This window comes from Mycobacterium sp. NGS35 (assembly GCF_059812855.1).
This window is the reverse complement of record NZ_JCALDL010000007.1, coordinates 151,738-177,482: the sequence shown is the minus strand read 5'-3', so window position 1 is coordinate 177,482 and position 25,745 is coordinate 151,738. Positions and strand designations below refer to the sequence as shown.

30 protein-coding genes and 2 pseudogenes are annotated in these 25,745 nt (G+C 66.4%); 20 read left to right on the top strand and 12 right to left on the bottom strand.

The genetic code is table 11. The features are described 5' to 3' along the window. Nucleotides 1–4: 4 nt before the first annotated feature. Nucleotides 5–1,093, bottom strand: a complete 1,089-nt coding sequence (locus AC5Y4C_RS13920; RefSeq protein ID WP_499963644.1) for a DUF6542 domain-containing protein — start codon at nt 1,091–1,093, stop codon at nt 5–7. A gap of 85 nt (nt 1,094–1,178) precedes the next feature. On the opposite strand from AC5Y4C_RS13920, the gene ychF reads away from it, so the two are divergent. Then, on the top strand, nt 1,179–2,252 hold the full coding sequence (ychF, locus tag AC5Y4C_RS13915) for a redox-regulated ATPase YchF (protein ID WP_499963642.1): 1,074 nt from the start codon (nt 1,179–1,181) through the stop codon (nt 2,250–2,252). A gap of 35 nt (nt 2,253–2,287) precedes the next feature. Here the strand turns inward: ychF and AC5Y4C_RS13910 are convergent. Next, nucleotides 2,288–2,776, bottom strand: a pseudogene (locus tag AC5Y4C_RS13910) (putative immunity protein). A gap of 372 nt (nt 2,777–3,148) precedes the next feature. Between AC5Y4C_RS13910 and AC5Y4C_RS13905 the strand changes: the two are divergent. Then, nucleotides 3,149–3,550, top strand: coding sequence for a heme-binding protein (locus tag AC5Y4C_RS13905; RefSeq protein ID WP_499963640.1), 402 nt, complete (start codon nt 3,149–3,151; stop codon nt 3,548–3,550). Here AC5Y4C_RS13905 and AC5Y4C_RS13900 read toward each other — a convergent pair. Beyond that, a complete protein-coding gene (locus AC5Y4C_RS13900; protein ID WP_499909642.1) occupies nt 3,547–3,705 on the bottom strand; it encodes a hypothetical protein in 159 nt (52 codons plus the stop codon). The genes AC5Y4C_RS13905 and AC5Y4C_RS13900 overlap by 4 nt on opposite strands. 189 nt (nt 3,706–3,894) lie before the next feature. Here AC5Y4C_RS13900 and AC5Y4C_RS13895 point away from each other — a divergent pair, with 189 nt between their 5' ends. Then, entirely contained in the window at nt 3,895–4,134 is a 240-nt protein-coding gene (locus AC5Y4C_RS13895; RefSeq protein ID WP_499909644.1) for a hypothetical protein, read from the top strand. A gap of 4 nt (nt 4,135–4,138) precedes the next feature. Here the strand turns inward: AC5Y4C_RS13895 and AC5Y4C_RS13890 are convergent, their stop codons facing one another. After that, nucleotides 4,139–4,396: a hypothetical protein gene (locus AC5Y4C_RS13890; RefSeq protein WP_499909646.1), complete on the bottom strand. Its 258-nt coding sequence runs from the start codon at nt 4,394–4,396 to the stop codon at nt 4,139–4,141. A gap of 88 nt (nt 4,397–4,484) precedes the next feature. On the opposite strand from AC5Y4C_RS13890, the gene AC5Y4C_RS13885 reads away from it, so the two are divergent. Further along, the gene (locus AC5Y4C_RS13885) at nt 4,485–4,808 is read left to right on the top strand and encodes a putative quinol monooxygenase (RefSeq protein WP_499909648.1); all 324 of its coding nucleotides are present in this window, start codon (nt 4,485–4,487) and stop codon (nt 4,806–4,808) included. Here the strand turns inward: AC5Y4C_RS13885 and AC5Y4C_RS13880 are convergent. Beyond that, entirely contained in the window at nt 4,805–5,485 is a 681-nt protein-coding gene (locus AC5Y4C_RS13880; RefSeq protein WP_499963713.1) for a guanylate cyclase, read from the bottom strand. The two genes, AC5Y4C_RS13885 and AC5Y4C_RS13880, sit on opposite strands and share 4 nt — an antisense overlap. A gap of 38 nt (nt 5,486–5,523) precedes the next feature. Between AC5Y4C_RS13880 and AC5Y4C_RS13875 the strand changes: the two genes are divergently transcribed. Together AC5Y4C_RS13875 and AC5Y4C_RS13870 are read left to right on the top strand one after the other, a co-directional pair. After that, nucleotides 5,524–5,691, top strand: coding sequence for a hypothetical protein (locus AC5Y4C_RS13875; protein WP_499947570.1), 168 nt, complete (start codon nt 5,524–5,526; stop codon nt 5,689–5,691). Continuing rightward, on the top strand, nt 5,688–6,614 hold the full coding sequence (locus tag AC5Y4C_RS13870; RefSeq protein ID WP_499947569.1) for a hypothetical protein: 927 nt from the start codon (nt 5,688–5,690) through the stop codon (nt 6,612–6,614). Before AC5Y4C_RS13875 ends, AC5Y4C_RS13870 begins: the two co-directional genes overlap by 4 nt. Here the strand turns inward: AC5Y4C_RS13870 and AC5Y4C_RS13865 are convergent. Together AC5Y4C_RS13865 and AC5Y4C_RS13860 are read right to left on the bottom strand one after the other, a co-directional pair. Continuing rightward, nucleotides 6,611–7,384: an SDR family NAD(P)-dependent oxidoreductase gene (locus AC5Y4C_RS13865; protein WP_499963638.1), complete on the bottom strand. Its 774-nt coding sequence runs from the start codon at nt 7,382–7,384 to the stop codon at nt 6,611–6,613. The genes AC5Y4C_RS13870 and AC5Y4C_RS13865 overlap by 4 nt on opposite strands. Next, nucleotides 7,381–8,181, bottom strand: coding sequence for an enoyl-CoA hydratase/isomerase family protein (locus AC5Y4C_RS13860; protein WP_499963636.1), 801 nt, complete (start codon nt 8,179–8,181; stop codon nt 7,381–7,383). The genes AC5Y4C_RS13865 and AC5Y4C_RS13860 overlap by 4 nt, the downstream gene beginning before the upstream one ends. A 175-nt stretch (nt 8,182–8,356) precedes the next feature. Between AC5Y4C_RS13860 and AC5Y4C_RS13855 the strand changes: the two genes are divergently transcribed. Beyond that, the gene (locus AC5Y4C_RS13855) at nt 8,357–9,730 is read left to right on the top strand and encodes an HNH endonuclease signature motif containing protein (protein WP_499963634.1); all 1,374 of its coding nucleotides are present in this window, start codon (nt 8,357–8,359) and stop codon (nt 9,728–9,730) included. A gap of 10 nt (nt 9,731–9,740) precedes the next feature. On the opposite strand, the gene AC5Y4C_RS13850 is transcribed toward AC5Y4C_RS13855, so the two are convergent. After that, on the bottom strand, nt 9,741–10,592 hold the full coding sequence (locus AC5Y4C_RS13850; RefSeq protein ID WP_499909660.1) for an alpha/beta fold hydrolase: 852 nt from the start codon (nt 10,590–10,592) through the stop codon (nt 9,741–9,743). Nucleotides 10,593–10,697: 105 nt separating this feature from the next. On the opposite strand from AC5Y4C_RS13850, the gene AC5Y4C_RS13845 reads away from it, so the two are divergent. Further along, nucleotides 10,698–11,171, top strand: a complete 474-nt coding sequence (locus AC5Y4C_RS13845) for a VOC family protein (protein ID WP_499947562.1) — start codon at nt 10,698–10,700, stop codon at nt 11,169–11,171. Nucleotides 11,172–11,197: 26 nt separating this feature from the next. Then, on the top strand, nt 11,198–12,118 hold the full coding sequence (locus AC5Y4C_RS13840; protein ID WP_499963632.1) for an alpha/beta fold hydrolase: 921 nt from the start codon (nt 11,198–11,200) through the stop codon (nt 12,116–12,118). Here AC5Y4C_RS13840 and AC5Y4C_RS13835 read toward each other — a convergent pair. Beyond that, nucleotides 12,115–12,921 (bottom strand): SDR family NAD(P)-dependent oxidoreductase, encoded by an 807-nt coding sequence (locus AC5Y4C_RS13835; protein WP_499963630.1) that lies wholly within the window; start codon nt 12,919–12,921, stop codon nt 12,115–12,117. The genes AC5Y4C_RS13840 and AC5Y4C_RS13835 overlap by 4 nt on opposite strands. Before the next feature lie 4 nt (nt 12,922–12,925). On the opposite strand from AC5Y4C_RS13835, the gene AC5Y4C_RS13830 reads away from it, so the two are divergent. From AC5Y4C_RS13830 to AC5Y4C_RS13810, 5 genes are all read left to right on the top strand, one after another. Next, nucleotides 12,926–14,170 (top strand): WS/DGAT/MGAT family O-acyltransferase, encoded by a 1,245-nt coding sequence (locus AC5Y4C_RS13830; RefSeq protein ID WP_499963628.1) that lies wholly within the window; start codon nt 12,926–12,928, stop codon nt 14,168–14,170. Nucleotides 14,171–14,192: 22 nt separating this feature from the next. Continuing rightward, the gene (locus tag AC5Y4C_RS13825; protein ID WP_499909670.1) at nt 14,193–15,926 is read left to right on the top strand and encodes a DUF3556 domain-containing protein; all 1,734 of its coding nucleotides are present in this window, start codon (nt 14,193–14,195) and stop codon (nt 15,924–15,926) included. 67 nt (nt 15,927–15,993) lie between these two features. Further along, nucleotides 15,994–17,139: a thiolase family protein gene (locus AC5Y4C_RS13820; protein WP_499909672.1), complete on the top strand. Its 1,146-nt coding sequence runs from the start codon at nt 15,994–15,996 to the stop codon at nt 17,137–17,139. Next, nucleotides 17,136–17,924: a crotonase/enoyl-CoA hydratase family protein gene (locus tag AC5Y4C_RS13815; RefSeq protein ID WP_499947549.1), complete on the top strand. Its 789-nt coding sequence runs from the start codon at nt 17,136–17,138 to the stop codon at nt 17,922–17,924. The genes AC5Y4C_RS13820 and AC5Y4C_RS13815 overlap by 4 nt, the downstream gene beginning before the upstream one ends. Nucleotides 17,925–17,927: 3 nt before the next feature. Then, the gene (locus AC5Y4C_RS13810; RefSeq protein WP_499909676.1) at nt 17,928–18,443 is read left to right on the top strand and encodes a gamma carbonic anhydrase family protein; all 516 of its coding nucleotides are present in this window, start codon (nt 17,928–17,930) and stop codon (nt 18,441–18,443) included. Here AC5Y4C_RS13810 and AC5Y4C_RS13805 read toward each other — a convergent pair. Continuing rightward, nucleotides 18,440–18,784, bottom strand: coding sequence for a DUF7882 family protein (locus tag AC5Y4C_RS13805; protein ID WP_499963626.1), 345 nt, complete (start codon nt 18,782–18,784; stop codon nt 18,440–18,442). The genes AC5Y4C_RS13810 and AC5Y4C_RS13805 overlap by 4 nt on opposite strands. A gap of 94 nt (nt 18,785–18,878) precedes the next feature. Here AC5Y4C_RS13805 and AC5Y4C_RS13800 point away from each other — a divergent pair, with 94 nt between their 5' ends. The 4 genes and pseudogenes from AC5Y4C_RS13800 (at nt 18,879) to AC5Y4C_RS13785 (ending at nt 22,853) form a co-directional block, all read left to right on the top strand. After that, entirely contained in the window at nt 18,879–20,027 is a 1,149-nt protein-coding gene (locus AC5Y4C_RS13800; RefSeq protein WP_499963624.1) for an NAD(P)H-binding protein, read from the top strand. Further along, complete coding sequence (locus AC5Y4C_RS13795; RefSeq protein WP_499909682.1) at nt 20,024–20,761, top strand: CPBP family intramembrane glutamic endopeptidase; 738 nt, start codon at nt 20,024–20,026, stop codon at nt 20,759–20,761. The genes AC5Y4C_RS13800 and AC5Y4C_RS13795 overlap by 4 nt, the downstream gene beginning before the upstream one ends. A 7-nt stretch (nt 20,762–20,768) precedes the next feature. Next, a pseudogene (locus AC5Y4C_RS13790) lies at nt 20,769–22,545 on the top strand (N-acyl-D-amino-acid deacylase family protein). 44 nt (nt 22,546–22,589) lie between these two features. Further along, nucleotides 22,590–22,853, top strand: a complete 264-nt coding sequence (locus AC5Y4C_RS13785) for a hypothetical protein (RefSeq protein ID WP_499909686.1) — start codon at nt 22,590–22,592, stop codon at nt 22,851–22,853. Here the strand turns inward: AC5Y4C_RS13785 and AC5Y4C_RS13780 are convergent. Beyond that, nucleotides 22,850–23,668: an enoyl-CoA hydratase gene (locus AC5Y4C_RS13780; RefSeq protein WP_499914360.1), complete on the bottom strand. Its 819-nt coding sequence runs from the start codon at nt 23,666–23,668 to the stop codon at nt 22,850–22,852. The two genes, AC5Y4C_RS13785 and AC5Y4C_RS13780, sit on opposite strands and share 4 nt — an antisense overlap. A 78-nt stretch (nt 23,669–23,746) precedes the next feature. Here AC5Y4C_RS13780 and AC5Y4C_RS13775 point away from each other — a divergent pair, with 78 nt between their 5' ends. Beyond that, the gene (locus AC5Y4C_RS13775) at nt 23,747–24,520 is read left to right on the top strand and encodes a 3-hydroxyacyl-CoA dehydrogenase (RefSeq protein WP_499909690.1); all 774 of its coding nucleotides are present in this window, start codon (nt 23,747–23,749) and stop codon (nt 24,518–24,520) included. A gap of 5 nt (nt 24,521–24,525) precedes the next feature. Beyond that, a complete protein-coding gene (locus AC5Y4C_RS13770; RefSeq protein ID WP_499947541.1) occupies nt 24,526–25,524 on the top strand; it encodes an NAD(P)H-dependent flavin oxidoreductase in 999 nt (332 codons plus the stop codon). Nucleotides 25,525–25,589: 65 nt separating this feature from the next. Here the strand turns inward: AC5Y4C_RS13770 and AC5Y4C_RS13765 are convergent, their stop codons facing one another. Then, nucleotides 25,590–25,721, bottom strand: coding sequence for a hypothetical protein (locus tag AC5Y4C_RS13765; protein ID WP_499909694.1), 132 nt, complete (start codon nt 25,719–25,721; stop codon nt 25,590–25,592). Between the last annotated feature and the right edge of the window lie 24 nt (nt 25,722–25,745).

Genomic DNA, 25,745 nt, shown 5'->3' with positions numbered 1-25,745 from the left:
GCTTTCAGATGTCGTACTCCCAGGTCTCGGCTTCCCACGACCGCGAGCGTGGGCGCACGGGCTGGTCTTCCCGAGCCTCGGCGTCCGCGGGGCTGCTGCGGTAGCGGACCCGAGAGATCGGGTGGTGGGTGCCGTTGGTGACCGCGGAGTTGACCGAGGATCCGTTGCTGCCAGGACGCCGACGTGGCGGCACATCGAACGGCTCGAACGGGTCGTAGGAGTCGTACCGGCTGCGACGTTCGTGGGATGCTCGGCGTTCGTAGGGTTCGCGGCGCTCGTAGGGATTGCGGCGGTCGTAGGGCTCGCGCCGCTCGTACGGGTTGCGCGCGGAGCGGGCGGCAGCCGATCGGCGACGGGGCAGGTCGACGGACTCGTCGGGTTGCCGGCCCGCGTCGCGGCTTCGGCGTCGCCGCGGCTGCACGTCGTCCTCGTCGAGCGGCGTTCGTGCCCGTCGCGTCCGGGTGGTCTCCGCGCGCTTTGCGGCTTTGGCGCGCTGCGCCGAACGCGTGGTCTTGGGCCGGTCGACCGCGTGGCGACGTTTCCGGGCCGGCTCCTTGTCCTTTTCCTCCTGCTCCGGTTCGTTGCCCGTGCGGGAGAACAGCCCAGCGATCTTGTCGGCGATGTCGGTCACCCGTACCGCCTTGGCGGGTTCCGCATCGGACGCGCGGTTAGTGAGGAACCAGCGCGCCAGCCCGATCAGCAGCACCGCCCCGGAGGTGAACAGCATCAGCGGAAACCGCTCGATCAGTGGATAGGCGCAGTTGATGACCACATCTTTGAGGCCGCTCAGCTTGCCGCCGTGGAACACGAAGTAGGCGCCGGGCACGCTGACGAACAGGATCATCGGGGGCTGCACGACGGCGGTGAACAACCCGGATTGCCGAACCGCCAGCACCGCCGCGACGCAGCCGACCGCATACAGCGCAGCGAACACGTGAGTCAGCTCATTGCCGCCGCCGGCGTCGAATGCGAAGCCGATGGCGGTGGCGATGACGGCGATCGCTACGGCACCCCACCACGGCACACCCGGCACATTCGGGTGCACGGAGCGGCGCTGCGCACTCACCACCGAAGCGTCCCGCTGTGCAGACACAGATAGACCGTACCGGTTGAACCGCAAAGTCCGCTGTCAAGCACGGCTGGGTGCGCATGTCGCAAATGCCTAGACTGTGGACCCTGTGAGTCTGAACCTGGGGATCGTCGGCCTGCCCAACGTCGGCAAATCGACGTTGTTCAACGCCTTGACACGCAACGACGTGCTGGCCGCGAACTACCCGTTCGCCACGATCGAGCCCAACGAAGGCGTGGTAGCGCTGCCCGACCCGCGGCTGGAGAAGTTGGCCGAGATGTTCGGGTCAGCGCGTATCGTGCCGGCGCCTGTGACGTTCGTCGACATCGCGGGCCTGGTCAGGGGCGCGTCCGAAGGCGCCGGCCTGGGCAACAAGTTCCTGGCCAACATTCGCGAGTGCGACGCAATCTGCCAGGTGGTGCGAGTGTTCGCCGACGACGACGTCGCCCACGTCTCCGGTGAGGTGAATCCGGCGTCGGACATCGAGGTCGTCGAGACGGAGCTAATTCTGGCGGATCTGCAGACGCTGGAGCGCGCCCTGCCGCGTCTGGAGAAGGAGGCGCGTACCCATAAGGACAGGCGGCCCGTGCTCGAGGCGGCGCAGGCCGCCGAGAAGGTGTTGAACGAGGGAACGACGTTGTTCGCCGCAGGTGTGGACACGTCGCTGCTGCGTGAGCTGAATCTGTTGACGACGAAGCCGTTTCTCTACGTCTTCAACGCCGACGAGGCGGTGCTGACCGATGCTGCGCGGCAGGCCGCGCTGCGGGAATTGGTGGCGCCGGCCGACGCGGTGTTCTTGGACGCCAAGATCGAGGCTGAGCTGTTGGAGCTCGACGACGAGTCCGCCGCCGAGCTGTTGGAGTCGATCGGCCAAACCGAACGTGGCCTAGATGCGTTGGCGCGCGCGGGGTTTCACACATTGCGTCTGCAGACGTTCTTGACCGCCGGCCCCAAAGAGGCGCGAGCTTGGGTTATCCACCAGGGCGATACCGCGCCGAAGGCGGCCGGGGTGATCCACTCCGACTTCGAGAAGGGCTTCATCAAAGCGGAGGTGGTGTCCTACGACGACCTGGTGGGCGCCGGGTCGATGGCGGCGGCCCGCGCCGCCGGCAAGGTCCGGATGGAGGGCAAGGACTACGTGATGGCCGACGGCGACGTGGTGGAGTTCCGGTTCAACGTGTAGCAACTTGAAAGCCTCGGGCGTGCGCGGTGGTTCGCTCAGCATGACCTCAGATAGCCGTCCAATAGCCTCATGAGTTCCGCAACGCGGGTCGTTCCTGCCGGCGCCGGTGGATAGCGGCGCAGAACGTCGATCAAGACGGGCGATGCACGTGCGGCTGCTCGCTTGATGTGGGCGATTCCGAGCCGTCGGTCACCGGCGGCGAGTTCTGCCGCGACCGCGGCATGGGCAGCCGAGCGAAGAATGTGACCACCTGATCAGCCTTGGCAAACGGATGTAGGTAAGCGGCTGCTGCCGCGTCGCCTGCCGCGTGCGCGGCATGCTTCGCAGGCGCCGTTGGCTGCTCGGTGAGCATCGAGAGCAGTGACCCGCTGGAGGTTGCTTCGCTTCGCGCCATTGGCGAATGCCCACGCGGCATCCACGGCCGATCGAGGCCGTGCATCGAGTGGGTGGACCTCTTCGAAGACGTGCAGGACGTCCTCGGCGTTTTGGACCGCGAACCGAGCGACTTCGCGCAACTCGGACATTTCGAGATGGAAGTACTCAGGCGTGGGAGCCACCCGCCAATTGTCGACGACACCGTGACGCGTTTCGACGGTGCAGTAGTGGAGTTCCGGTTCAACGCCGAGGTGCTTCACCTGGTCGAGCAATCACCACCTAACGATTCGATCACTATGCGGACAGGCCGGACTAAGAAAATGCGGCGAATTCTTAGAACATAAATGATGGACAATCGAAATTCGGCCATATTTGAGGCCCAGATCACGCGGAAATGGCGTAACGCTCGCTCTCAGTGAACAACTGGCCGCTAGCAGCGCGTTTGCGTCGGTTTTCCTTCGGTTACCTTGGATTTCGGGCGGGGAAATCTGCGACCCATTCGCGATGTGAAGGAAATGATGATGAAAGTAAGTGGTAAAAACGTGCGCCGCGGCGTGGTCGGCGCTTGTGCCGGAAGCCTGCTTGGGGGACTCGCCGCCGCGACCATTGCGGCGCCGACGGCGACTGCCGCGCCCGACCAGTGCAGCGCCAGCCAGGTGGCCGGCACCGTGAGTTCAGTGACCGGTTCGGCGCGTCAGTACCTCGACACTCACCCTGGCGCCAACCAGGTGGTGACGGCTGCGTTCAACCAGCCGCGCCCGGAGGCCGAGTCCAACCTGCGTGCGTACTTCACGGCTCACCCGCAGGAGTACTACGACCTGCGCGGCATCCTGGCGCCGATCGGTGACACGCAGCGCCAGTGCAACGTGTCGGTGCTGCCGCCGGATCTGGAGTCGGCGTACAACCAGTTCATGGCTGGCTAGTTCGGCAGCTGGCGGCCCGTCGCGACTCTCGTCGCGGCGGGCCGTTGTGCGTGCGGAGAGCGGTACGAGTTCTCCATCAACATGCGGATGGCGTGGATCCGCTCCTGGTATGCCTGCTCGTGTGCGACGACCGCTCGGGCGTACTGCATATTCATGGTGGGTTGTTCTCCTCCCGCCTGCCGCGTTCACCTATAGGACCGCGCACGCGCTCAGAAGTGGACACATTTTCGCGCAGGAAAGCGTGATCTCTTGCAATATGCAGCACCTCGCTCGGCGGATCCTTGGGGTGGCATGCGTCCCACAACCCGTTCCCTGACGGGCCTCGATGGCTTAACGTGTCGTGAGTGGAGTCACAGCAACTAGGTGCCAGCGAGCTCGTGCCCGTCGAGGCACTACGCTCAGGCGACCCGATCACCGACATTCACGGTGGGGGAGAGCACTACAAAGTTCTGGAATCGAAGTGCGTCTGCGACGGCTGTGTCGTACTCGAGCTGGAATCCAAGGCCGACGATCGATTCCGAGTGATCGAGAAATCGTTTCCCAGCGGCTACCAAGTCGGCAGGTCACACCTGCGTCATTGGTGACGCTCTAGACCGCGGTGAGCCGCGGCTCCGTGGGCACCTCCACGGGATCGATGCGGTCGTTCACCGTCGTCAACGTGACATCCACCCGCTCCGCGGCCCGGTCGCACATGCCCCGCAGCCGCTGACTGGCGGCACCCACGTCATCAGAGGCGACGCGCAGATAGGCGGTGACGTTGACGCGCAGCCGGTCGACGGCAAGAGCCAGCCGTTGACGCAGCCGGTCGTCGACCTCGACTGTGACATAACCGAACCGGATCCTCATGGCGCTGCTCCCCTCGGAGTGTTTGGTGTCAACGGTAGTGGAACCGGCGTCGTCGTGAGCGATACGGTTCACCGGGAAAGGGGCCAGCATGATCTTCATCGTCGTAAAGTTCGAGACGAAGCCGGAATGGACGGAACGTTGGCCGGAGCTCGTCGCGCCGTTCACCGAGGCAACCCGGGCTGAAGAAGGCAACCTCTGGTTCGAGTGGTCGCGAAGCCTCGAGAACCCGGCCGAGTACGTTCTCGTCGAGGCGTTCCGGGACGCCGACGCCGGCGCAGCGCACGTCAACAGCGAGCACTTCAAAGCCGCGCAGCGCGATCTGCCTCAGGCGCTGGTATCCACCCCCAAGGTGATTAGTCAGACCGTCGACGCCACGGGGTGGTCGCGGTTGGCGGAGATCGCGGTCGACTAGTCGACGATCACCGCGATCTCGTCGCCAAGCCGGTAGCCGTCAGCAAGTGGCAGCCGATCTCCACTCCAAAATGAGCCTGGGTCAAAATAATTCGAGTTCTTGTGCGTCGACAACAGTCCCATCTCCTCATAGGTGATCGCCACTGTCTCTGCGCAGTAGGCGGTTTCCAGGCCGGCTTGCCGTTGCCTTGCCTTCTTGCGTTCAGCGGCGCCACGAAATCTCCTGCCCGCCACGGGAATTCCGAGGACGACGTCGGTCGGCTTCGGTGTCCGGCCGCGGAACCAGCGGGCCGTCAATCGAATCGTGCTCGGAAACGGTGTGCCGTCCATTCGGGCGATCACCCGCAGGAGCCGGTCCTCCTGCTCGCGAGTCGGCGGCGGCGTGAGCTGCCGCAGCCAGCACTTTTGCCCGTAACGCCGCATCCACTGCTCGACCGCCTCGCGTGCGTCGTTGAGTTGAACGCCTCGCTGCTGTTGGCCAGTCCACATGTCGGTGAGCTTGTTGCCCAGTTCGGCGTGCCACATCAGCGGCGGTAGATCGTCGATCGCGGCCGTCATTCCTACGTGGTTCACCGGGCTGTTGGTCATCGACTGGATGGCTCGGTCCGGCCCGGACCGCCCGCGGAACAGCCAGATGTCGCCGGTCCTCGTTTCTTCCAGAGCTCGCTCGAGCGACACGGTGTGCTCGTCCACGGTCGCAGCATAAGCTGAGCGCAATGCGCAAGTGGGTGAAGTGGATCGGTCTGGCGGCGGTCGCCGGGGTGGCGGCCGGAGGGGTGCTGGTGGCTCGGGACCAGCGGCGCCGTAACGCGTACACCCCCGACGAGATTCGCGCGCGACTGCATCAACGGCTCGCGGAATCCGACGGCGGCGCGTCCCCGTGAGGGCGCCGTACTACGAGAGTCGCTTCATCCGTGCGAACCATCCCTCTGCCGCACAGGCGCTCTGGCTGCGGGAGACGTTGCTGCTGACAAGCAGTGGCGCCGAGAGTGCGGACGTCTGGGTGATGGTGTTCGACCCGGACGGATCCGGGAATTGCGCAGTGAAGCAGCCGTACCCCATCGAAGAGGTGTCAATTCAGGCCGATCCGTGGGCCGTATGGATCGGCGACACGTTCCTCGACGATGACGGCGCTCGTGGCGCGATTGCCGGTCCGCGCAGCGCGTCCTGGGATCTGCGAATCACAGGCGGCGGGCAGCCGGTGAAATTGTTGACGGAGCGGCGGTATTCGGCGCGCTTTCCGTCCGCGAAGACATCAGTCCGTGCCCCGTTGGCGCGTTTCGACGGGCATGTCACAGTCGACGATCTGCGTATTGACGTGAACGGCTGGACGGGAAGCGTCAACCACAATTGGGGCCGGCGGCACACGCCCGCATATGCCTACGGCCAGGTGTGCGGGTTCGACACCGCGGCATCGTCGTCCTTCGAAATCGCCACTGCCCGTGCAGGACTCGGCCCGGTGACCCTGCCACCGACAACCCTACTGGTGTTGCGGCATGACGGGCGTGAGCTCGCTGTCCGGTCGCTTGTGGCAGCGCGGCGCACAACGGGCGAATACCGGCCGTTCGCTTGGCGGTTCTCGGCCCGAGTCGACGACGTGGTGCTGCAGGGTTCCATCACCGCCGAGCCGCGGGATGTGATCGGACTCAACTACATGGACACGAACGGAAAGACGAAGTACTGCTACAACTCTGCGGTGTCGACGTGCCGACTGCGAGTCGGCTCTGTCGAACTCGTCGCCGCCCGGCGGGCCATGTTCGAAATTCTCACCGACACCCGGCTGGACACCGTGCCGCTGCTGGCTTAGTGAGTCACCATGCCGCCGTCGGCAAGCAGCACCTGTCCAGTGATGTAACTTCCGGCGTCTGAGGTGAGAAGCAATGCAGGACCCACCATTTCGTCTGGATCGGCGAGGCGCCTCAGCAGCGTCTCGTTGGCCGTCGCGTCGATGAACTCTTGCGGGTTGTTACGCATCATCTGCGTGTCCACTGGGCCGGGGGCGAGCGCATTGACCCGGATCCCCTGCGGCGCAAAGGCTGCCGCCATCGAGCGAGTCAGTGCGAGCATCGCCGCCTTCCCGGCCGCATAGAGCGGCATGTTGCCCGAAAAGAGGAATGCGGCCGGCGAAATCAGATTGACGATCGCCGCGTGTTCGCTCTGCGCCAGATGAGGAAGTGCCTCCTGCACCAGAAACAGCGGACCGGTGACATTGACAGACAAGGATTTGTGCCATGCCTCCGGGGTGATCTCGCCAAATTGCTGCAGCAGAGACGTCGCCGCGTTGTTGACGAGTATGTCGATGCCACCGAATGCGCTTACGGCCTGTTGGACAAGGCTTTTCACGTGATCGAGGTGACCCATGTGCGCGGCGATGGCTGCGACCCGTCCCGGTGCGTCTACTTCCAACGCCTGGCGGGCATCTTCGCAGCGTTGCGCGGACCGGCCGGTGATGACGACGTTGGCGCCTGCGGCAAGGTGGCCCTGTGCGAGCGCGAAGCCTATTCCGCGGGTTCCGCCGGTGATGATCACAGTGCGGCCGGTGAGATCGAACAGGTCACGCAGTTTGTCGCCGTTCATGACTTGTCTTTCGAGGGTTTACCAGCGGCATCGGAGAAGGTCTGGCCTGTGGTGGCGAAAACGCTAGTTGCCGCGAGGATTTGGGTGCGGTTTTCCAGCGCGATGGCGGCTTCGACGTTGGCGGCGTCTTGGTTGGCGCGGAAAACCTGCTTGGTCATTTCCAGTCCGAACGAGGTGAAGGACAACAAGGTTTCGGCGATCTCGCGTGCCCGAGTCAGCAAGTGCTCGTCGTCGACCACTTCGGACACCAGGCCGATGCGTTCGGCCTCTTCGCCATCGACTTTCTTTGCGGTGAAGATCATTTCGGCCGCGCGGGTGGTGCCGATGAGCTTGGGCAGCGTGTAGCTGACACCGATGTCGCAGCCGGACAGGCCGAGCTTGATGAACTGAGTGCAGAACATCGCGCTGCGCGCGGCGATGCGGAGGTCGCACGCGGCGGCGATGCCGAGGCCACCTCCGACGGCGGCACCGTTGACGGCGGCGATCACGGGCTGGGGAATGCCCATCACTCTAGGCACCAATGAGGCGATGAATTCTTGCGTACGCATGCCGGCCGCAGGGCCGGTTCGGGCTTCCGCGGTCGGTGCGATGGCCGGCTGCGACAGGTCCAGGCCGGAACAGAAGCCGCGGCCGGCGCCGGTCAGTATCACCACCCTGGTGTCGGATTCGGCGAGGGCGTCGAGCGTGGCGTGCAGTTGCGACACCATCTCCATGCTGAGTGCGTTGAGACGATCAGGGTTGTTGAGCGTGACGACGGCGAGGTCCGGCGTCGGTTGGTCGGTCAGGACGAGGTTCACATTCGTAATCTAGAGGCGCCCACCGTTCGGGTTAGCGGCGCGCTGAATAAGCCGGTCGTCGGTTCTTGTCAAGATCGGTTCCTCGATTTGTGGATGAATTCGGTTGCTGTGGATAAGTAGGTGTGAAACGTATTGGCGGGCAATGCTTGTCAGTGGGTGTCTCTAGATTCGGGGTATGAATTCGATCGCGTTCGAGGCGGCGGTGGCCGTCTATGACGCCGTGGATGCCGCGCTGGAGGCCATCACCGCGCTCGACCGCGACGGCTTGTCCACCGCCGAGCGGGTGGCGCTGTTGGAGCGTCACGAACGCTGGCGCCGACGCCTGCCGGCCCTCGAGCGTGAACTGCTCGCCGAGCTGACCCACGCCTCGCCCGGCGAGCTCGGTGGGCGCCTGCCCCAAGTGCTGGCCGACCGGCTGCGGATCTATCGGCGCGAGGCGGCGCGCCGCATCGACGATGCGGTCGACCTCGCACCGCGGAGCGCGCTGACCGGTGAACCGCTGCCGCCGAAGCTGGCGGCGACCGCGGCCGCCCAGAGCGCCGGAACCATCAGCGCCGAGCATGTGAAGATCATCCGGACGTTTCTGGCGCAGCTGCCGTGCTGGATCGACGAACCCACCCGCGCCACAGCCGAAGCGCGACTGGCCGCCATCGCCACCCGCCATCGCCCTGACGAACTGCAACGCGCCGCCGACCACTACACCGACGTGCTCAACCCCGACGGCGACTACTCCGACGAGCACCGCGCCCGCCGCCGCGCCATCACTATTTCGCCGCAAGCCCCCGATGGCATGTCCAAAATCACCGGCTGGCTCGACCCGCAGCTGCGCGCCGGCCTGGACGCCGTGCTGGCCAAATGGGCGGCCCCCGGCGCCTGTAACCCCGCCGACCCCACTACGACCGTCGACGGCCAGCCCGCGGCAGAAGCGGTCAGCGCCGATGAGCGCAGCGCCGCCCAGCGCAACCACGACGCGCTCACCGCGATGGTGCGCTCGACGTTGATGTCGGGTGAGTTGGGTTCGCATCAGGGCCTGCCGGTCACCATTACCGCCACCGTCGCGCTCGACGACCTCCAACGTCGAGCCGGCAAGGCCCACACCGGCTCAGGCAGCTGGCTGCCGGTCACCGACCTGATCCGCATGGCTGCCCACGCCTACCACTATCTACTCGTGTTCGACCAGGCCAGACGGGTGCAGCTCTACAAGGGCCGCACCACCCGCCTGGGCACCCCCGAACAACGCCTGCTGCTCTACGCCTTAGAGCGCGGCTGCACCCACCCCGGCTGCGACGTACCGGCCTATTGGTGTCAAATCCACCACCTGCGCGACTGGGCCACCGGCGGCCCCACCGACATCGATAACCTGACCCTGTCCTGCGGACCCCACAACCGCGACGCCACCACTGGCTGGACCACCCGAAAACGCGCCGACGGCACCACCGAATGGATCCCACCCCCAGACCTCGATCACGGCCAGCCCCACACCAACACCTACTTCCACCCCGACCGCATGTTCGACGACGACGAAGACGATGAAAAAGAGTGTGGCTGAGGGCTTTTCGTCAGCGGGTGACGAACTGCACGACGGCGTCGGTGAAAGCGTCGTTGTCGTCTCCCGCTGCGGTGTGACCGGCGTCGGAAAGTTCGACGAATTCAGCAGTAGGGACCTTTTCGAGGAAATTTTTGACTCCCTCGACGCTGACCACGTCGGACAGCTTGCCGCGGATCAGCAGAATCGGAATGCGAAGGTCGATCGCCGCGCTTTCGAGTTTCTCGACACGCAGATGCGGATCGTCCTCCGGCTTGGTCAGCAGCTTCGGGTCCCAGTGCCAATACCAACGGCCGTTTCGTTGGCGCAGGTTCTTCTTCAAACCCTCCGGACTGCGCGGCCGCGTCCGGTGTGGCAGATATGCCGCGACCGCATCGGCAGCTTGCTCCAGGGAGTCGAAGCCGTGCACATGGCTGAACATGAAGTCGCGGATGCGTGCACTGCCGCTCTTCTCGAACCGCGGCACCACGTCGACGAGCACAAGCTTGCTCACCGTCGCCGGCCCGGCGGCATGGGCAGCAAGAATGCCGGTCAGCCCGCCCATGCTGGCGCCGATCAACGCGACGGGCCGGTCGATGGCGTCGATGACGCGCAGCACGTCGCCGCACAGTGTCTCGAGTGCGTAATCCGCGCCGGGCGCGCGATCACTGTCCCCATGCCCACGAGAATCGAGCGCCACCACATGGAAACCCTTGTCGGCCAATACCTGACCGGTGCTCTTCCACGAGAACCGGTTCTGCCCGCCGCCGTGGAGCATCAGAATCGAGGGCCGCCCGTCAGTGGACGCGTTGTGGTTCCACTCGTCGGCGACCAGCGTCACGTCGTTGACGCCGCAGTAGGTCACCACCTGAGGTGTGCTGCTCATCGGGTCACGGTAGCGGACCCGAGATCGACGGTCTCGTGGACGTCTGCCGCGATGAGTTTGGGTGACAGTGGCAGTCGATACCAGTGACCAGAGGAGGAGAACACCATGCCGTCCATCACCCCGTGCCTGTGGTTCGACGACAACCTCGAGGAGGCCGCGCAGTTCTACACGTCCGTGTTCCCGAACTCCAGAATCGAAGGCTTCGACCGCTATACCGAGGCGGGCCCTGGTACTCCCGGCCAGGTGGCGTCCGGCACATTCGTGCTCGACGGCACCCGCTTCACCGGCCTCAACGGTGGCCCGGTCTTCTCCTTCACCGAGGCGGTGTCGTTCATGGTGCACTGCAGGAACCAGGAGGAGGTCGACTACTACTGGGACCGGCTCGTCGACGGCGGCGAGGAATCGCAATGCGGGTGGTTGAAAGACCGCTTCGGTTTGAGTTGGCAGATCGTGCCTGACCGCCTCTTCGAATTAGTCAACGATCCGGACCCGGCTCGCGCTGCGGCCGCCACCAAGGCGATGCTCGGCATGCGCAAGATCGTGATCGCCGAATTGGAGGCTGCTGCCGCCGACGACTGACTCGGCGGTCCCGTTAAGCTGCCGCCATGGGTGAGCCCGGCTGGGTCGAGGTCGACGCGCCGACGGTAACGCTGCGCGGGCTTGCGTGGAGTCCTCGCCAGGGGGCCGGTGATGCGCCAATTGCATTGTGTCTTCACGGTTTTCCTGACACCGCGCATGGCTGGCGCAAAATCGCGCCGAAGCTCACGGCGGCTGGCTGGCGAGTGGTCGCCCCGTTCATGCGGGGATACGCACCGTCGACGATCCCGTCCGACGGCAGCTACCACGTCGGCGCACTGATGGACGACGCGTTGCGTGTCCTCGACGCTCTAGGCCCGACCGGGCGTGACGTGGTCATCGGCCATGACTGGGGCGCGATCGCCGGCGTGGGGCTGGCTGCGATGCCGGACAGCCCGTTCGCCAAAGCCGTCGTCATGTCGGTGCCGCCGCCCGCATCGTTTCAGCCGCTCGGCCGCATTCCGCACACCGGGCGGCTGGCCGCGCAGCTACCGCGTCAGCTGGCTCGCAGCTGGTACATCATGTACTTCCAGCTGCCGATGCTTCCCGAGCGCTCGGCGTCTTGGGTGCCGCGTCGCCTGTGGCGGCAATGGTCGCCGGGCTATCGCGCCGACGAAGATCTCCGCCATGTCGACGCGGCGATCGGCACCCCTGAGAGTTGGCGCGCCGCGCTGGGCCCCTACCGCGCCACCGTCCGCAACACCCGGCCACCCGAGCAGTACGCCGAGTTGCATCGGTACTGGCTCCAGGCGCCGACGCTGCCCACCCTCTACCTGCACGGTAGAGACGACGGCTGCGCTACCGCCGCATACACCGAGTGGGCGCAACGAATCTTGCCGCCAGGCAGCGCCGCACACGTCGTCGACGATGCCGGTCATTTTCTGCAACTCGAACAACCCGACGTCGTGGCCGGCCGCATCGTCGACTTCATCGGCCCGGCTGAGAGCTAAGAGCCCTTCAGTCCTGGGTGCTGACGAGCCACCAAGCCCACGATCAGTTCGCGCGGCGCGAAGCGCGGAAGCAACGCGGCGGCCCGGTTCGCCACCCCCGGCACCACCACCCCCTTGCCCGCCGCCAGGCCCTTGATTCCGGCGAGTGCCACCTCCTCGGCGGTCTTCCACATCACCCGCGGCAGCGCCGCCTCGGCCTCTTCGTCGGGAATTCCGGCGGCCTCCCCGAAGCCGGTTTTCACCGGCCCCGGGCACAACGTCGTCGCGCTCACCCCGGTGCCGCGCAGCTCCCCGCGCAACGCATCGGTGTAGGACAGCACAAACGCCTTCGCCGCGCCGTACGACGCCTGACCGGGCACCGGAGCGAACGCGCCGGCCGACGCCACGTTCAGCACGGCACCCCGGCGCCGCTGCACCATGCCCGGCACGAACCGGCAACAGAGGTCGACGACCGCGGCCACATCGACCTCGACCACGTTGAGTTCCTTCTCCGCAACGGCTTTCGCGATCGGGCCGACCGTCGCCAACCCGGCGCTGTTGACCAGGATGTCAACCGTCAGGCCCAGCGCGGCCACCCGTTCCGGCAGCGCAGCTCGCTCAATGCGATCCGACAGGTCGGCGGGCAGCGGATGTGCCGGCGTGTCGAGTTCGCCGGCGAGTGCCTCCAGCTCCGCGGCGCGCCGGGCCACCAAGACGACGCGATGTCCACGCCGCGACAGCTCGCGGGCAATCGCCTCACCGATTCCTGACGACGCGCCGGTGATGAGCGCGGCGCTGCGTTCCGCGGGTCCTGGAAGAGTCATTCGTATGACCGTAGCCCTGACCGCCACCGACGCGCAGGTCCACTGGATGTCGGCCAAGATCCCCAACGACCAGTTCCTGCTCTACGCATTCGACGGCGAGCCAGCCGAACTCACCAGCGCTGTGGCGCAATGCATTCGGCGCGCCAGCGCCTGTTCAGACCTGAGGCTGCGCGTCGACGACAGCTGCCCGCTGACATATCCCAGATGGATCGCCAACGACGTCACCGCCGAGCAGGTGGTGGTCCACGGCGCGGCCGTCAGCTGGCAGCACTGCCTGGACGCGGTCACCGAACTGGGCCCCGACCAGCTCGACCTTCGCGGCGCCGCGTGGCGGCTGCACGTGTTCTGCCCGGTGCAGGGCGTGCCGGGTGCCTCGATGGCGTCGACGGTCGCGGTGGTCCAGATGGGTCACGCGCTCGGCGACGGCGTGCGCTCGTCGGCCCTCGCAGCCGTGCTGTTCGGGCGATCCTGCGACGCCGTGCCAGCCGTCACCCGAGGGCGCCGAGGATGTCTTGTGACGCGCGCTCTCGCTGCCGCCCGGGCGCGACGTCAACTCGACCGTGACACCGCCGCGGGCCTCGTCGCGCCGCCGCCACCACCGCGGCCCGCGTTGAGCGTCAACCGCAAGCCTGAAGGCACACCGGCGATCCGCACCTTCACCCGGCCCCGCGGTCAGCTGACTCCTACCGTCACCAGCGCAGTCCTCTCCGCGGTGTCCGAGGCGCTCTGGGCCTACCTGCGTGCCCGCGGCGAGGACCCGTCGACCCTGGGCGCCGAGGTGCCGATGGCCAAACCCGGTGTGCGCTATGCGAACAACCACTTCGGCAATGTCGGCGTCGGGCTGTACCCAGAGCTCCCGCGGACCAGCCGCGCGACGCGGATCGCCGCAGAGTTTGACCATCGTCGGCGCCGAGCCCGACATCCGGCGTTCGCCGCAGGCGACGCCGCGCTGGAAGCCGTTCCCGCCGTGTTGTTGCGCTGGGGCGTCGGGCAATTCGATGCGGATATCCGCTCGCCCGTCGTCATCGGCAACACCGTGGTCTCCAGCGTCAACCGTGGCGCAGCCGACCTGACCTTCGGCGGGCGGCCTGTGCTGCTCACCGCCGGCTACCCGGCGTTGTCACCGATGATGAGCCTGACCCACGGGGTGCACGGCATCGGCGACACGATTGCGATCAGTGTCCATGCCGCCGGATTGGACCTCGACGAGTACGTGAACAGGCTGTCGATGGCATTGCCGCAACACTAGAACACGTTCTAAATTCTGCCTCATGGGATTTCTGAAACCGGAACTGCCCGTCGTCGACTTCGAGGAATGGAGCAAGGGCACCCGCAGCGAAAAAATCCGGCCGATGGCCCGGCACTGGGCCGAGGTGGGCTTCGGCACACCCGTCGCAATGCACTTGTTCTACGTGGTCAAGATCCTGTTGTACATTCTCGGCGGCTGGCTGTTCGCGCTGGCCACCAAGGGCATCGACGGGTTCACCAACGTGGGCGCGTGGTGGTCGGAGCCGATCGTCTTCGAGAAGGTCGTGCTCTACACGATGCTGTTCGAAGTGGTGGGACTGGGCTGCGGCTTCGGGCCGCTGAACAACCGCTTCTTCCCGCCGATGGGCTCGATCCTGTACTGGTTGCGGCCGAAGACGATTCGGCTGCCGCCCTGGCCCAATCGAGTGCCGTTCACCAAGGGGGATAGCCGCACACCGGTCGACGTGCTGCTGTACGCAGCGCTTCTGGTGATGCTGCTGTGGGCGCTGCTGTCCGACGGCACCGGCGGCGTGCCGGGACTGCTGCCGACGTGGCAGATCGCCGTCATCCTCGGGCTCCTGGCCGTCGCGGGCCTGCGCGACAAGGTGATCTTCCTGGCCGCCCGCGGCGAGGTGTACGCAAGCTTTGCGGTGACCTTCCTGTTCGCGAGCGACGACATGATCGTCGCCTCCAAGCTCGTCTTCCTCGTGATCTGGATCGGCGCCGCCACGAGCAAACTCAACAAGCACTTCCCGTTCGTGATCTCGACGATGATGTCGAACAACCCGCTGATCCGCGCCAAGTCGATGAAGCGCAGATTCTTCGAGCACTTCCCCGACGACCTGCGGCCGGGGCGGGTGTCGCGGGTGATCGCACACGTCAGCACCGCGATCGAGATGCTGGTGCCCTTGGTGCTGTTCTTCTCCCACGGCGGCTGGCCGACGGCCATCGCAGCGTTCGTGATGGTGTGCTTCCACTTCGGCATCCTGTCTGCGATCCCGATGGGTGTGCCGCTGGAGTGGAACGTCTTCATGATCTTCGGGGTGCTCAGCCTGTTCGTCGCCCACGCCGACGTCGGTCTGGGTGACGTGAAAAACCCTGTCCCGGTTGCTCTTTTGGTCCTGGTGCTGGCCGCAACGGTGGCCCTGGGCAACCTGTTCCCGCGCAAGATCTCGTTCTTGCCCGGTATGCGGTACTACGCCGGCAACTGGGACACCTCGCTGTGGTGCCTCAAGCCGTCGGCGGCCGAGAAGATCGAACGCGGACTGGTGGCGATCGCCAGCATGCCGCAGAAGCAACTGGAGCGGTTCTACGGCAGCCCCGAGGCCGCGCAGATCCCGATCTACATGGGGTATGCGTTCCGGGGCTTCAACACTCACGGCCGCGCACTGTTCACGCTCGCGCACCGGGCGATGGCCGGACAGAACGAGGACGACTACGTGATCACCGACGGCGAGCGCATCTGCAGCACCGCGATCGGCTGGAACTTCGGCGACGGCCACATGCACAACGAGCAGCTGATCGCGGCGATGCAAAAGCGATGCCACTTCGAACCCGGCGAGGTGCGGGTCGTGCTACTGGACGCCCAGCCCATTCACACGCAGACGCAGCGGTACCGGCTGGTCGACGCGGCCACCGGGGAGTTCGAACGAGGTTACGTGAGAGTCGCCGACATGGTCGTCCGGCAGCCGTGGGACGACGACGTGCCCGTGCACGTCGACGAGTCCTCGACAGGGGCGTCGGCAAGCAGGAAGTGACCCCGCCGCAACCGCCTTCGCAGCCTGGTTGACAATCGACACACGTCAACTTTCGAAGGAGAAGCTCATGGCTGAAGCCGTCATCGTCGAAGCAGTACGTTCGCCGATCGGCAAGCGCAACGGCGGGTTGTCGGGTGTGCATCCCGCCGATTTGTCCGCGCAAGTCCTCAACGCGCTGGTTCAGCGGGCCGGGGTGGACCCCGAGATCGTCGACGACGTCATCTGGGGCTGTGTGATGCAGGCCGGTGAGCAGAGCATGGACATCGCGCGCACGTCACTGCTGGCGGCAGGATGGCCGGAGAGCGTGACCGGCGTGACCGTGGACCGCCAGTGTGGGTCCAGCCAGCAGTCGATCCACTTCGCCGCAGCCGGCGTGGTTGCCGGGCACTACGACGTCGTGGTGGCCGGCGGCGTCGAGTCGATGTCGCGGGTCCCGATGGGCGCCTCTCTGGCCGGCGGCGGAAACCCGTTCCCGCAGGCGTTCATGGACCGCTACGGTGTGCACCCGAACCAGGGGATCGGTGCGGAGATGATCGCCGAGCGGTGGGGCTTCGATCGCACCGCGCTCGACGAGTTCTCCCTCGGTTCGCACGAAAAGGCCGCTGCTGCACAGGATTCCGGCGCGTTCGACGACCAGATCACCCCGATCAAGGACCAGGACGGCAACCCCGTGCTCAAGGACGAGGGCATCAGGCGCGGCACCCCGATGGAGAAGATGGCGCAACTGAAGCCCGCGTTCAAAGAGGACGGCGTGATCCACGCCGGCAACTCGTCGCAGATCTCCGACGGCGCGGCCGCAGTGCTGATCACCACCGACGAGAAGGCGAAGTCGTTGGGGCTCAAGCCCATTGCGAAGATCCACACCGCCGTCCTGGCCGGTGCCGACCCGGTGATCATGCTGACCGCGCCGATCCCCGCGACGCAGAAGGCCCTCAAGAAGTCTGGCCTGAGCATCAATGACATCGGCGTGTTCGAGGTCAACGAGGCGTTCGCGCCGGTTCCGCTGGCCTGGCTGCACGACATCGGTGCCGACGAGAAGAACCTGAACCCCAACGGCGGCGCGATCGCGCTGGGCCACCCGCTCGGCGGGTCAGGCGCCCGGATCATGACCACGATGGTTCATCACATGCGCGACAAGGGAATTCGCTACGGACTGCAGACCATGTGCGAAGGCGGCGGCCAGGCCAACGCCACCATCGTGGAACTTCTGTGAGCGAGCCTGCGGCGCTCGTCGAGCGTCGCGGCAACGTCGAGGTGATCACGATCAACCGTCCCGAAGCCCGCAATGCGGTCAACGGGGCGGTGAGCACCGCGGTCGGAGATGCGCTGGAACACGCCAACAACGACCCCGACGTGTGGGCGGTGGTGATCACCGGCGCAGGGGACAAGTCGTTCTGCGCCGGAGCAGACCTCAAGGCCATCGCCCGCCGCGAGAACCTGTACCACCCCGAGCGCGGCGAGTGGGGCTTCGCCGGGTACGTACACCACGTCGTCGACAAGCCGACGATCGCGGCCGTCAACGGCACCGCCCTCGGCGGCGGCACCGAGATCGCCCTCGCCAGCGACCTGGTGGTGGCCGACCAGAGCGCGACATTCGGTCTGCCGGAGGTCAAACGGGGACTGGTCGCCGCGGCGGGTGGGGTGTTCCGGATCGTCGACCACCTGCCGCGCAAGGTGGCGCTCGAGATGTTGTTCACGGGCGACCCGATCTCGGCGGCCGACGCCGCGCGGTGGGGCATGGTCAACGAAGTCGTGCCGGACGGGACGGCGCTGGAGGCGGCGCTGGCACTGGCGCAGCGCATCACCGTCAACGCGCCGCTGGCCGTTCAGGTGAGCAAGCGGGTGGCCTACGGCGTCGACGACGGCGTGATCACCGACGAAGAGCCGAAATGGGCGCGGCTGTTCAACGAAGTCAGAACGCTGATGAAGTCGCAGGACGCCAAGGAGGGGCCGCTGGCGTTCGCCGAGAAGCGCCAGCCCGTGTGGAAGGCCAGGTAGCGCATGCCGTTGATCGTGCCCGTGCGAGGCCGGACCCCGCACATCCATCCCGAGGCCTGGGTGGCCCCGAACGCTTCGGTGATCGGCCAGGTGACGGTCTCGGCCCGCGCCAGCGTCTGGTATTCGGCGACGCTGCGTGCCGAGGCCGAACCGATCCACGTCGGCGCCGGCACCAACATCCAGGACGGCGTCACCGTCCACGTCGATTCCGAATATCCCGTGCACATCGGAACCGGTGTGAGCATCGGCCACAACGCGGTGGTCCACGGCTGTGAAGTGGCGGACCACGTGCTGGTGGGCATGGGCGCGATCATCATGAACGGCGCGGTGATCGGCACCTGCTCGCTGATCGCCGCCGGCGCACTGGTGCCGCAGGGCATGGTGGTCCCGCCACGGTCGTTGGTGACCGGGGTGCCCGGACGCGTGCGGCGCGAACTCAGCGACGCCGAGGTGGCCACCAATCAGCAGAACGCGGCGGTCTACGAACGCCTCGCCGAGTTACACCGCGGAGCGTCTTAGAGCTTCTCGCGGAACGTCACCCAGACATCCCCGGTGTCGTGCACGCCGACGGGCCGGCTCATCGCATCCAAGATCGCGTCGACCTCCTTGTAATCCAGCTCGACGGGAGGCAGCCGGTCGCCGTTGTCGTCACGGACGTCGTACTCGAACACCAGCTCGGCGAGCGGGTGCAGCCAGTGCGACACCGTCACCTCCTTGCGGTCGCCGTTCTGGTACGTACCGGTCAAGAAGAAGCCGCCGCCATGCTGGAAGCGGCGATGGATCGCGGCCTGCAGATGAGCCAGGAAATGGTTGGTGAACTGAAGCGGCAGCTCGCGATCTCCGCTACGCAGCGTGGCCAATCTGACGTCTCCTTCCGTGGGCAACTCAGCACAGCACTACCCACAGCCTAGGAAGACGGTGTCGCGGCCCGGCGAAATTGGGTAATCGCCTACGGTGACCAATGTGCGTGCTCTCGTCACCGGAGCCACCGGATATGTCGGATCGCGGCTCGTCGCGGCGTTGCTCCGCGACGGCCATCAGGTCGTTGCAGCGAGCCGAAATCTGGCCTCGCTCAAGCGGTTTGGCTGGTATGACGACATCCAGCCGGTCGCCCTCGACGCGGCGAACCTCGACGCGACCCGGGCGGCGTTGGCCGATGCCGGGCCCGTCGATGTCGTCTACTACCTGGTGCACGGCATCGGACAGCCGGGCTTTCGTGACGCCGACAACCGTGCGGCTGCCAACCTCGCGACCGCTGCCAAAGAAGCCGGAGTGCGGCGCATCGTCTACCTCGGCGGATTTGTGCCCGACGACGACGACCTCTCCGAGCACCTGACCAGCCGCGCCGAGGTGGCGGCGTCGCTGTCGGTCGACGGTGGTGCGGAAGTGGTCTGGCTCGGCGCGGCGATGATCATCGGGGCGGGGTCGACGTCGTTCGAGATGCTGCGGTACGTCGGCGACCGCTTCCTGCTCTTTCCGCTGCTGCCGTGGGCGGCCAATCCGATGGATCCGATCTCAATCCGCGACGTCCTGTACTACCTTGTCGCCGTGGCCGACTCCGACCGCGTGCCCGCGGGCGGCTACGACATCTGCGGGCCGGAGACAACGACGTACCGCGACCTTCTGTTCGACTACGCCCGCGCGACCGGCAGCTGGCGGGCCGGGCTGCCTGTGCGCGGGGTCGACACGGCTTTGGTGTCGCGGGTGACGGCGGTCGCGCTGCCGGTTCCCGGTGGTCTCGCCGCCGACCTCGTCGAGTCGCTCGACCACCCGATGACCGCCTCCGAGCACCGGCTGAGCGACCTGGTGCCCGACCCCCCGGGTGGGCTGACCCCGATCGCGGACGCGATCGCCGCGTCCGTCACCACTCGCACGCCTCGGCCGGTCAACGAGCTCGCCGACCCGCATCACCTCGCCGATACCGACCCCGACTGGGCGGGCGGCGACGTGCTCGCGCTGCAGCGGCGGGTCCGCGCGGTGACCCCGGCGGCCGCCCGGCCAGCCCTGGAACTGGTCAACCTGGTGCCCGGCCCCGTGGCCGGGGTGCTTCGCACGGGGCTGGACATTCTTGCCGATCTCACGCCGAACGGAAAATCTGCATGACGCAACAGGCGCCGGAAACCACACGGCCCGGACTGCTGGGCGAAATCAAAGAGATCGCGACCACGGTCGCGGTTCCGTACCACGAGCCCCCCGCGGTGGTCGTTCGGCGGCGCATCGTCGTCGCGGTGTTCTTGGTGATCGGTGCCGTGGTGCTCGGGTTCTCGCTGAAACGGCCCGCCGGCGACGACTCGTTCTATTGGTCGACGTTCCTGCTGGCCGGAGTGTGGTTCGCCGGCGCATTGTTGTCGCGGCCGCTGCACCTCGGCTGCATCAAGTTCCGCGGTCGCAACCAGCGACCGGTCATCACCGGCACAGTGGTCGGACTGGCGCTGGGCGGTGCGTTTCTGCTCGGCGGCTTGGGCGCGCGCGAGATCCCGGCGGTCAACGACTACGTCACCCGCGTTCTCGAGTTCGCCGACCGCGGCTCGCTGCCGCTGGTTCTGATGATCACGCTGATCAACGGCATCGCCGAAGAATGCTTCTTCCGGGGAGCGTTGTACTCGGCGTTGGGCCGGTTCTATCCAGTGGTCTTCTCGACGCTGCTGTACATCGCCGCGACCCTGGCCAGTGGCAACCCGATGCTCGGCTTCGCCGCGGTCATCCTGGGCACGGTGTGCGCCCTTGCGCGCCGCGCGACCGGCGGAGTGCTGGCGCCCATCCTCATCCACTTCTGGTGGAGCGTGCTGATGGTGCTGGCGCTGCCGCCGATCTTCGGCCTCTCGGCAGGACGGTGACCGATTCATGACCTACGACGTCGTCGTCCGCAACGGCCTGTGGTTCGACGGAACCGGCGCCGCGCCTTCGCTTCGCACCATCGGCGTGCGCGACGGCATCGTCGCGCAGGTGTCCGCAGAGCCGCTGGACGAGACCGGCTGCCCAGAGGTGATCGACGCGGCCGGCAAGTGGGTGGTCCCCGGGTTCATCGACGTGCACACCCACTACGACGCCGAGGTGCTTCTGGATCCCGGCTTGCGCGAGTCCGTGCGGCACGGCGTCACCACCGTGCTGCTGGGCAACTGCTCGCTGTCGACCGTCTACGCCGACGCCGCCGACGCGGCCGATCTGTTCAGCCGCGTGGAGGCGGTGCCGCGCCAGTATGTGCTCGATGCGCTGAACGCCAAGAAGACGTGGTCGACGCCCGCCGAATACGTGCGGGCGCTCGACGACCTGCCGCTGGGGCCGAATGTCGCCTCGATGCTTGGCCATTCGGATCTGCGCACCTCGGTGCTCGGGCTGGGGCGCGCCACCACGGGCGACGTCAGGCCCACCGACGCCGAACTGGACAAGATGGCTCAGTTGCTCGAGGAGGCTCTGGACGCCGGGCTTCTGGGCATGTCCGGGATGGATGCGCCGATCGACAAGCTCGACGGCGACCGGTACCGCTCGCGAGCGCTGCCGTCGACCTTCGCGACGTGGCGTGAACGGCGCCGGCTGATCGCGGTGCTGCGCAAGCGTGACCGCCTACTGCAGAGCGCACCCAACGTCGAGAATCCGCTTTCGGGGCTGTTGTTCTTCGCCTCCAGCAGCCGAATGTTCGGCCGGCGCAAGGGCGTTCGGATGAGCCTGCTGGTATCGGCGGACGCCAAGTCGAACCCGGGCGCGGTGAAGGTGTTCGGGCCGCTGACCCGGCTGCTCAATAAGCTGTTCGACGCGAGCATTCGGTTCCAGCACCTGCCGGTGCCGTTCGTGCTCTATTCCGACGGCATCGATCTGCCGGTGTTCGAAGAGTTCGGCGCGGGCACTGCCGCATTGCACCTGCGGGATCAGTTGCAGCGCAACAGCTTACTGGCCGACACCGAGTACCGTCGCCGCTTCCGTCGGGAATTCGACAAGGTCAAGCTCGGACCGACGTTGTGGCATCGCGACTTTCACGATGCGGTGATCGTCGACTGCCCTGACGTCGGCTTGGTGGGCAAGAGCTTCGGGCAGATCGCGGACGAACGCGGTCTGCACCCGCTGGATGCGTTCCTCGACGTGCTCGTCGAGAACGGCGAGCGCAACGTGCGGTGGACCACTGTGGTGGCCAACCACCGGCCCTCGCAGCTGGACAAGCTGGCCGTCGAGCCGACCGTGCACATGGGGTTCTCCGATGCTGGTGCGCATCTGCGCAACATGGCGTTCTACAACTTCCCGCTGCGGCTGCTCAAGCGTGTGCTGGACGCGCAGCACGCCGGAAAGCCGTTCATGACCGTCGAGCATGCGGTGCACCGGCTGACCGCCGAGGTGGCCGACTGGTTCGGACTGGACGCGGGCACTCTGCGCGGGGGCGACCGCGCGGATTTCGTGGTGATCGATCCGGCTGGGCTCGACGACTCCGGTGGACGGCTACTACGAGGAGCAGGTGCCGTTCTACGGCGGGCTGAGCCGAATGGTCAACCGCAACGACGCCGCCATCGTGGCCACAGGGGTCGGGGGCGCGGTGGTCTACCGCAGCGGCGTGTTCCGGGACGGGTACGGCACCACCTCCAAGTCGGGACGATTCCTGGGTGCGGAAGCCCAAGAGTCTGCCTTCACCTGAGGTGAGCGCGGGATCGCACTGCACGATCGGCTACCGTCGGCGTCATGTCTGAGGTTTCCGGTCACGACCGCATCGACGACGTCGCGCCAGGCGACATCATCGCGCTCGACCGCGGCACGGGAGAGCATCCGTACAAGGTGGTGTTCAAGGACGCCAACGACGGCGGGTACGTCGTCACGCTGGAAGGCGACGACGGTGAGACGTTCCAGGTAGACCTGAGATCCGGCACGACGGTCAAGCGGTCGCTGGCGGCCAAGTGGGAATCGTCGCAGAGCCCGACACCACACTCGGACGCCGGCGGCTCCTAGCGGTCCTTGAACGTGGGCGAGCGCCGCTGCTGGAATGCGGTTGTGCCCTCGATGAAGTCGTGCGACGTGATCAACACCGACTGGCCTTGCTTCTCGCGTTCGAACGCCGCCTCGAGCTCGGTCAGTGTCGCGGCGTTGATGGCCTCTTTGGTCTTGCGGAACGCCACCGCCGGCCCGTTGACCAGGGTCGCGACGACCTTGTCGACCTCGGCGTCGAATTCGCCGGCGGGATAGACGGCGGTGACCAGGCCCCAGTCCACCGCCTCGCGGGCGGAGATCCGTTCAGCCAGTAGTGCCATGCGCATCGCCCGTAACCGGCCGGCCGCCGCGGCCACCAGCGCAGACGAGCCACCGTCGGGCATCAAGCCGATCTTGGTGAACGCGAGCATGAAAAACGCGTTCTCCGAAGCCAATACGACGTCGCAGCCGAATGCCAACGAGGTCGCGACACCGGCCGCCGGGCCGTGCACCACCGCGACGGCCGGCTTCGGCAGCCTGGTGATGGCGCGAACCGCGCGGTTCGCTTCGTCGATGATCTTCGTGGGAGAGCTCGCGCCACCGCCCTTTTGATCTTCCTCGCTGATGCCCGCGCCGGAACTGAACCCGCGGCCGGCCCCGCCGAGGCGCACCACGCGCACGCGGTCGTCGTCACCCGCCTGTTCCACCCAGTCGGCGATCCCGGACAGCATCGCCTCGGTGAGCGAGTTCAGGCTTTCCGGACGGTTCATCGTGATCGACAGCACGCCACCGGCGAGCTCGAGCGAGAGGCCGTTGACAGCTCGATAGGCCTCGGTGCTGGAATCGAGGGTCGTCATGGCTACACCTTATGGCTCTGTTAAGTTCGACCAACCAGTGGGTCGGTTCGGTGAGCGACCCAGGAAAGGAAACGATCAGTGGAGATCAAAGACGCCGTAGCACTCGTCACCGGCGGTGCGTCAGGCCTCGGGCTCGCGACGGCGAAGGCGCTGCTCGACGAGGGTGCCCAGGTGGTGATTCTCGACCTGCCGACCAGCAAGGGCGAAGAGGTGGCCAAGGAACTGGGCGACCGTGCTCGATTCGCACCTGCCGACGTCACTGACGAGGCGGCGGTAACCAAGGCGCTCGACCTCGCCGAGTCGCTGGGCCCGGTGCGGATCAACGTGAACTGCGCGGGCATCGGCAGCGCGGTGAAGACGCTGAGCAAGAACGGCCCGTTTCCGCTGGACGTGTTCACCAAGACCGTCCAGGTCAACCTGATCGGCACTTTCAACGTGCTGCGCCTCGCCGCCGAGCGCATCGCAAAGACCGAGCCCGTGGGTCCGCCGGACAGCCCTGAGCGCGGCGTGATCGTCAACACCGCCTCGGTCGCGGCGTTCGAAGGGCAGATCGGCCAGGCCGCCTACTCGGCGTCGAAGGGCGGCGTGGTCGGAATGACCGTGCCGATCGCGCGTGATCTGGCCCGCGAGTTGATCCGGGTGTGCACGATCGCGCCCGGTCTGTTCAAGACGCCGCTGTTGGGCTCGCTGCCCGAGGAGGCGCAGAAGTCGCTGGGTGCGCAGGTTCCGCACCCGGCCCGCCTGGGCGATCCTGCCGAGTACGCCGCGTTGGCCGTGCACATCGTCAAGAACCCGATGCTCAACGGTGAGGTGATTCGCCTCGACGGTGCGATCCGGATGGCCCCGAGGTAGGCGGGATGATCAAAACCAAATTCACCGACGCCTTCGGTGTCGAGCACCCGATCGTCCAGGGCGGCATGCAGTGGGTTGGTCGGGCGGAACTCGTTGCTGCCGTCGCGAATTCGGGTGCACTGGGCTTCATCACCGCGTTGACGCAGCCCACCCCGGCGGATCTGGCCAACGAGATCGCCCGCTGCCGGGAGCTGACCGACAAGCCGTTCGGGGTCAACCTGACGATTCTGCCGACGATCAATCCGCCGCCGTACGACGAATACCGCAAGGTGATCGTCGACTCGGGCATCAAGATCGTCGAGACCGCGGGCTCCAACCCGGCGCCGCACCTGCCGATGTTCCACGACAACGGGATCAAGGTGCTGCACAAGTGCACGTCGGTGCGGCACGCGGTGAAGGCGCAGAGCCTGGGCGTGGACGGCATCAGCATCGACGGGTTCGAATGCGCGGGACATCCCGGCGAGGACGACATTCCGGGGCTGGTGCTCATTCCCGCGGCCGCCGACAAGATCGAGATTCCGATGATCGCCTCCGGTGGTTTCGCCGACGGCCGGGGCCTGGTGGCCGCGCTGGCGCTCGGCGCCGACGGCATCAACATGGGCTCGCGGTTCATGTGCACGGTGGAATCGGGAATCCATCAGAACGTCAAGGAAGCGATCGTCGCCGGGAGTGAGCTCGACACCGAGCTGATCTTCCGGCCGCTGCGCAACACCGCGCGGGTGGCCAGCAACGCGGTGTCGCGCGAGGTGGTGCAGATTCTCGACAATGGCGGCCAGTTCGAGGACGTCAAGGATCTGGTCGCCGGCGTGCGCGGGGTCAAGGTGTTCGAGAACGGCGACCTCGATGCGGGCATCTGGTCGGTGAGCACGGCGATGGGGCTGATCAACGACATCCCGACCGTCGGCGAGCTGGTGTCACGGATTGTGACCGAGGCGGAAGAACTGATCAGCGGGCGACTGGCCCGGATGATCGGATCGGACGAAGACGAGAAGGTTCCGGCATAGCCGGCTCGATCGGCATGAGCTGTCAGTAAGGCCGGCGCCGAGCAAACTTCGGCGCCGGCCTTCGGTCAGACGGCGGGTGCCAGCGGATGCCAGTCGTCGAGTTGCTCTGAGGTGTCGCCTTCTACCAACAGATCACCGTGGTAGAGGGCGTCGAAGTCAACTTTGATGACGTCGGCGCTGGTGTCATCGATCCACATGCCAGTGAGCGTATGGGCCGCCTC

Coding starts and splice junctions, on each gene's coding strand:
- AC5Y4C_RS13905 (WP_499963640.1), top strand. CDS start 3,149: ATGAAAGTAAGTGGTAAAAACGTGCGCCGCGGCGTGGTCGGCGCTTGT.
- AC5Y4C_RS13900 (WP_499909642.1), bottom strand. CDS start 3,705: ATGAATATGCAGTACGCCCGAGCGGTCGTCGCACACGAGCAGGCATAC.
- AC5Y4C_RS13890 (WP_499909646.1), bottom strand. CDS start 4,396: ATGAGGATCCGGTTCGGTTATGTCACAGTCGAGGTCGACGACCGGCTG.
- AC5Y4C_RS13885 (WP_499909648.1), top strand. CDS start 4,485: ATGATCTTCATCGTCGTAAAGTTCGAGACGAAGCCGGAATGGACGGAA.
- AC5Y4C_RS13875 (WP_499947570.1), top strand. CDS start 5,524: ATGCGCAAGTGGGTGAAGTGGATCGGTCTGGCGGCGGTCGCCGGGGTG.
- AC5Y4C_RS13865 (WP_499963638.1), bottom strand. CDS start 7,384: ATGAACGGCGACAAACTGCGTGACCTGTTCGATCTCACCGGCCGCACT.
- AC5Y4C_RS13855 (WP_499963634.1), top strand. CDS start 8,357: ATGAATTCGATCGCGTTCGAGGCGGCGGTGGCCGTCTATGACGCCGTG.
- AC5Y4C_RS13850 (WP_499909660.1), bottom strand. CDS start 10,592: ATGAGCAGCACACCTCAGGTGGTGACCTACTGCGGCGTCAACGACGTG.
- AC5Y4C_RS13845 (WP_499947562.1), top strand. CDS start 10,698: ATGCCGTCCATCACCCCGTGCCTGTGGTTCGACGACAACCTCGAGGAG.
- AC5Y4C_RS13840 (WP_499963632.1), top strand. CDS start 11,198: ATGGGTGAGCCCGGCTGGGTCGAGGTCGACGCGCCGACGGTAACGCTG.
- AC5Y4C_RS13835 (WP_499963630.1), bottom strand. CDS start 12,921: ATGACTCTTCCAGGACCCGCGGAACGCAGCGCCGCGCTCATCACCGGC.
- AC5Y4C_RS13830 (WP_499963628.1), top strand. CDS start 12,926: ATGACCGTAGCCCTGACCGCCACCGACGCGCAGGTCCACTGGATGTCG.
- AC5Y4C_RS13825 (WP_499909670.1), top strand. CDS start 14,193: ATGGGATTTCTGAAACCGGAACTGCCCGTCGTCGACTTCGAGGAATGG.
- AC5Y4C_RS13820 (WP_499909672.1), top strand. CDS start 15,994: ATGGCTGAAGCCGTCATCGTCGAAGCAGTACGTTCGCCGATCGGCAAG.
- AC5Y4C_RS13810 (WP_499909676.1), top strand. CDS start 17,928: ATGCCGTTGATCGTGCCCGTGCGAGGCCGGACCCCGCACATCCATCCC.
- AC5Y4C_RS13795 (WP_499909682.1), top strand. CDS start 20,024: ATGACGCAACAGGCGCCGGAAACCACACGGCCCGGACTGCTGGGCGAA.
- AC5Y4C_RS13785 (WP_499909686.1), top strand. CDS start 22,590: ATGTCTGAGGTTTCCGGTCACGACCGCATCGACGACGTCGCGCCAGGC.
- AC5Y4C_RS13780 (WP_499914360.1), bottom strand. CDS start 23,668: ATGACGACCCTCGATTCCAGCACCGAGGCCTATCGAGCTGTCAACGGC.
- AC5Y4C_RS13770 (WP_499947541.1), top strand. CDS start 24,526: ATGATCAAAACCAAATTCACCGACGCCTTCGGTGTCGAGCACCCGATC.
- AC5Y4C_RS13765 (WP_499909694.1), bottom strand. CDS start 25,721: ATGTGGATCGATGACACCAGCGCCGACGTCATCAAAGTTGACTTCGAC.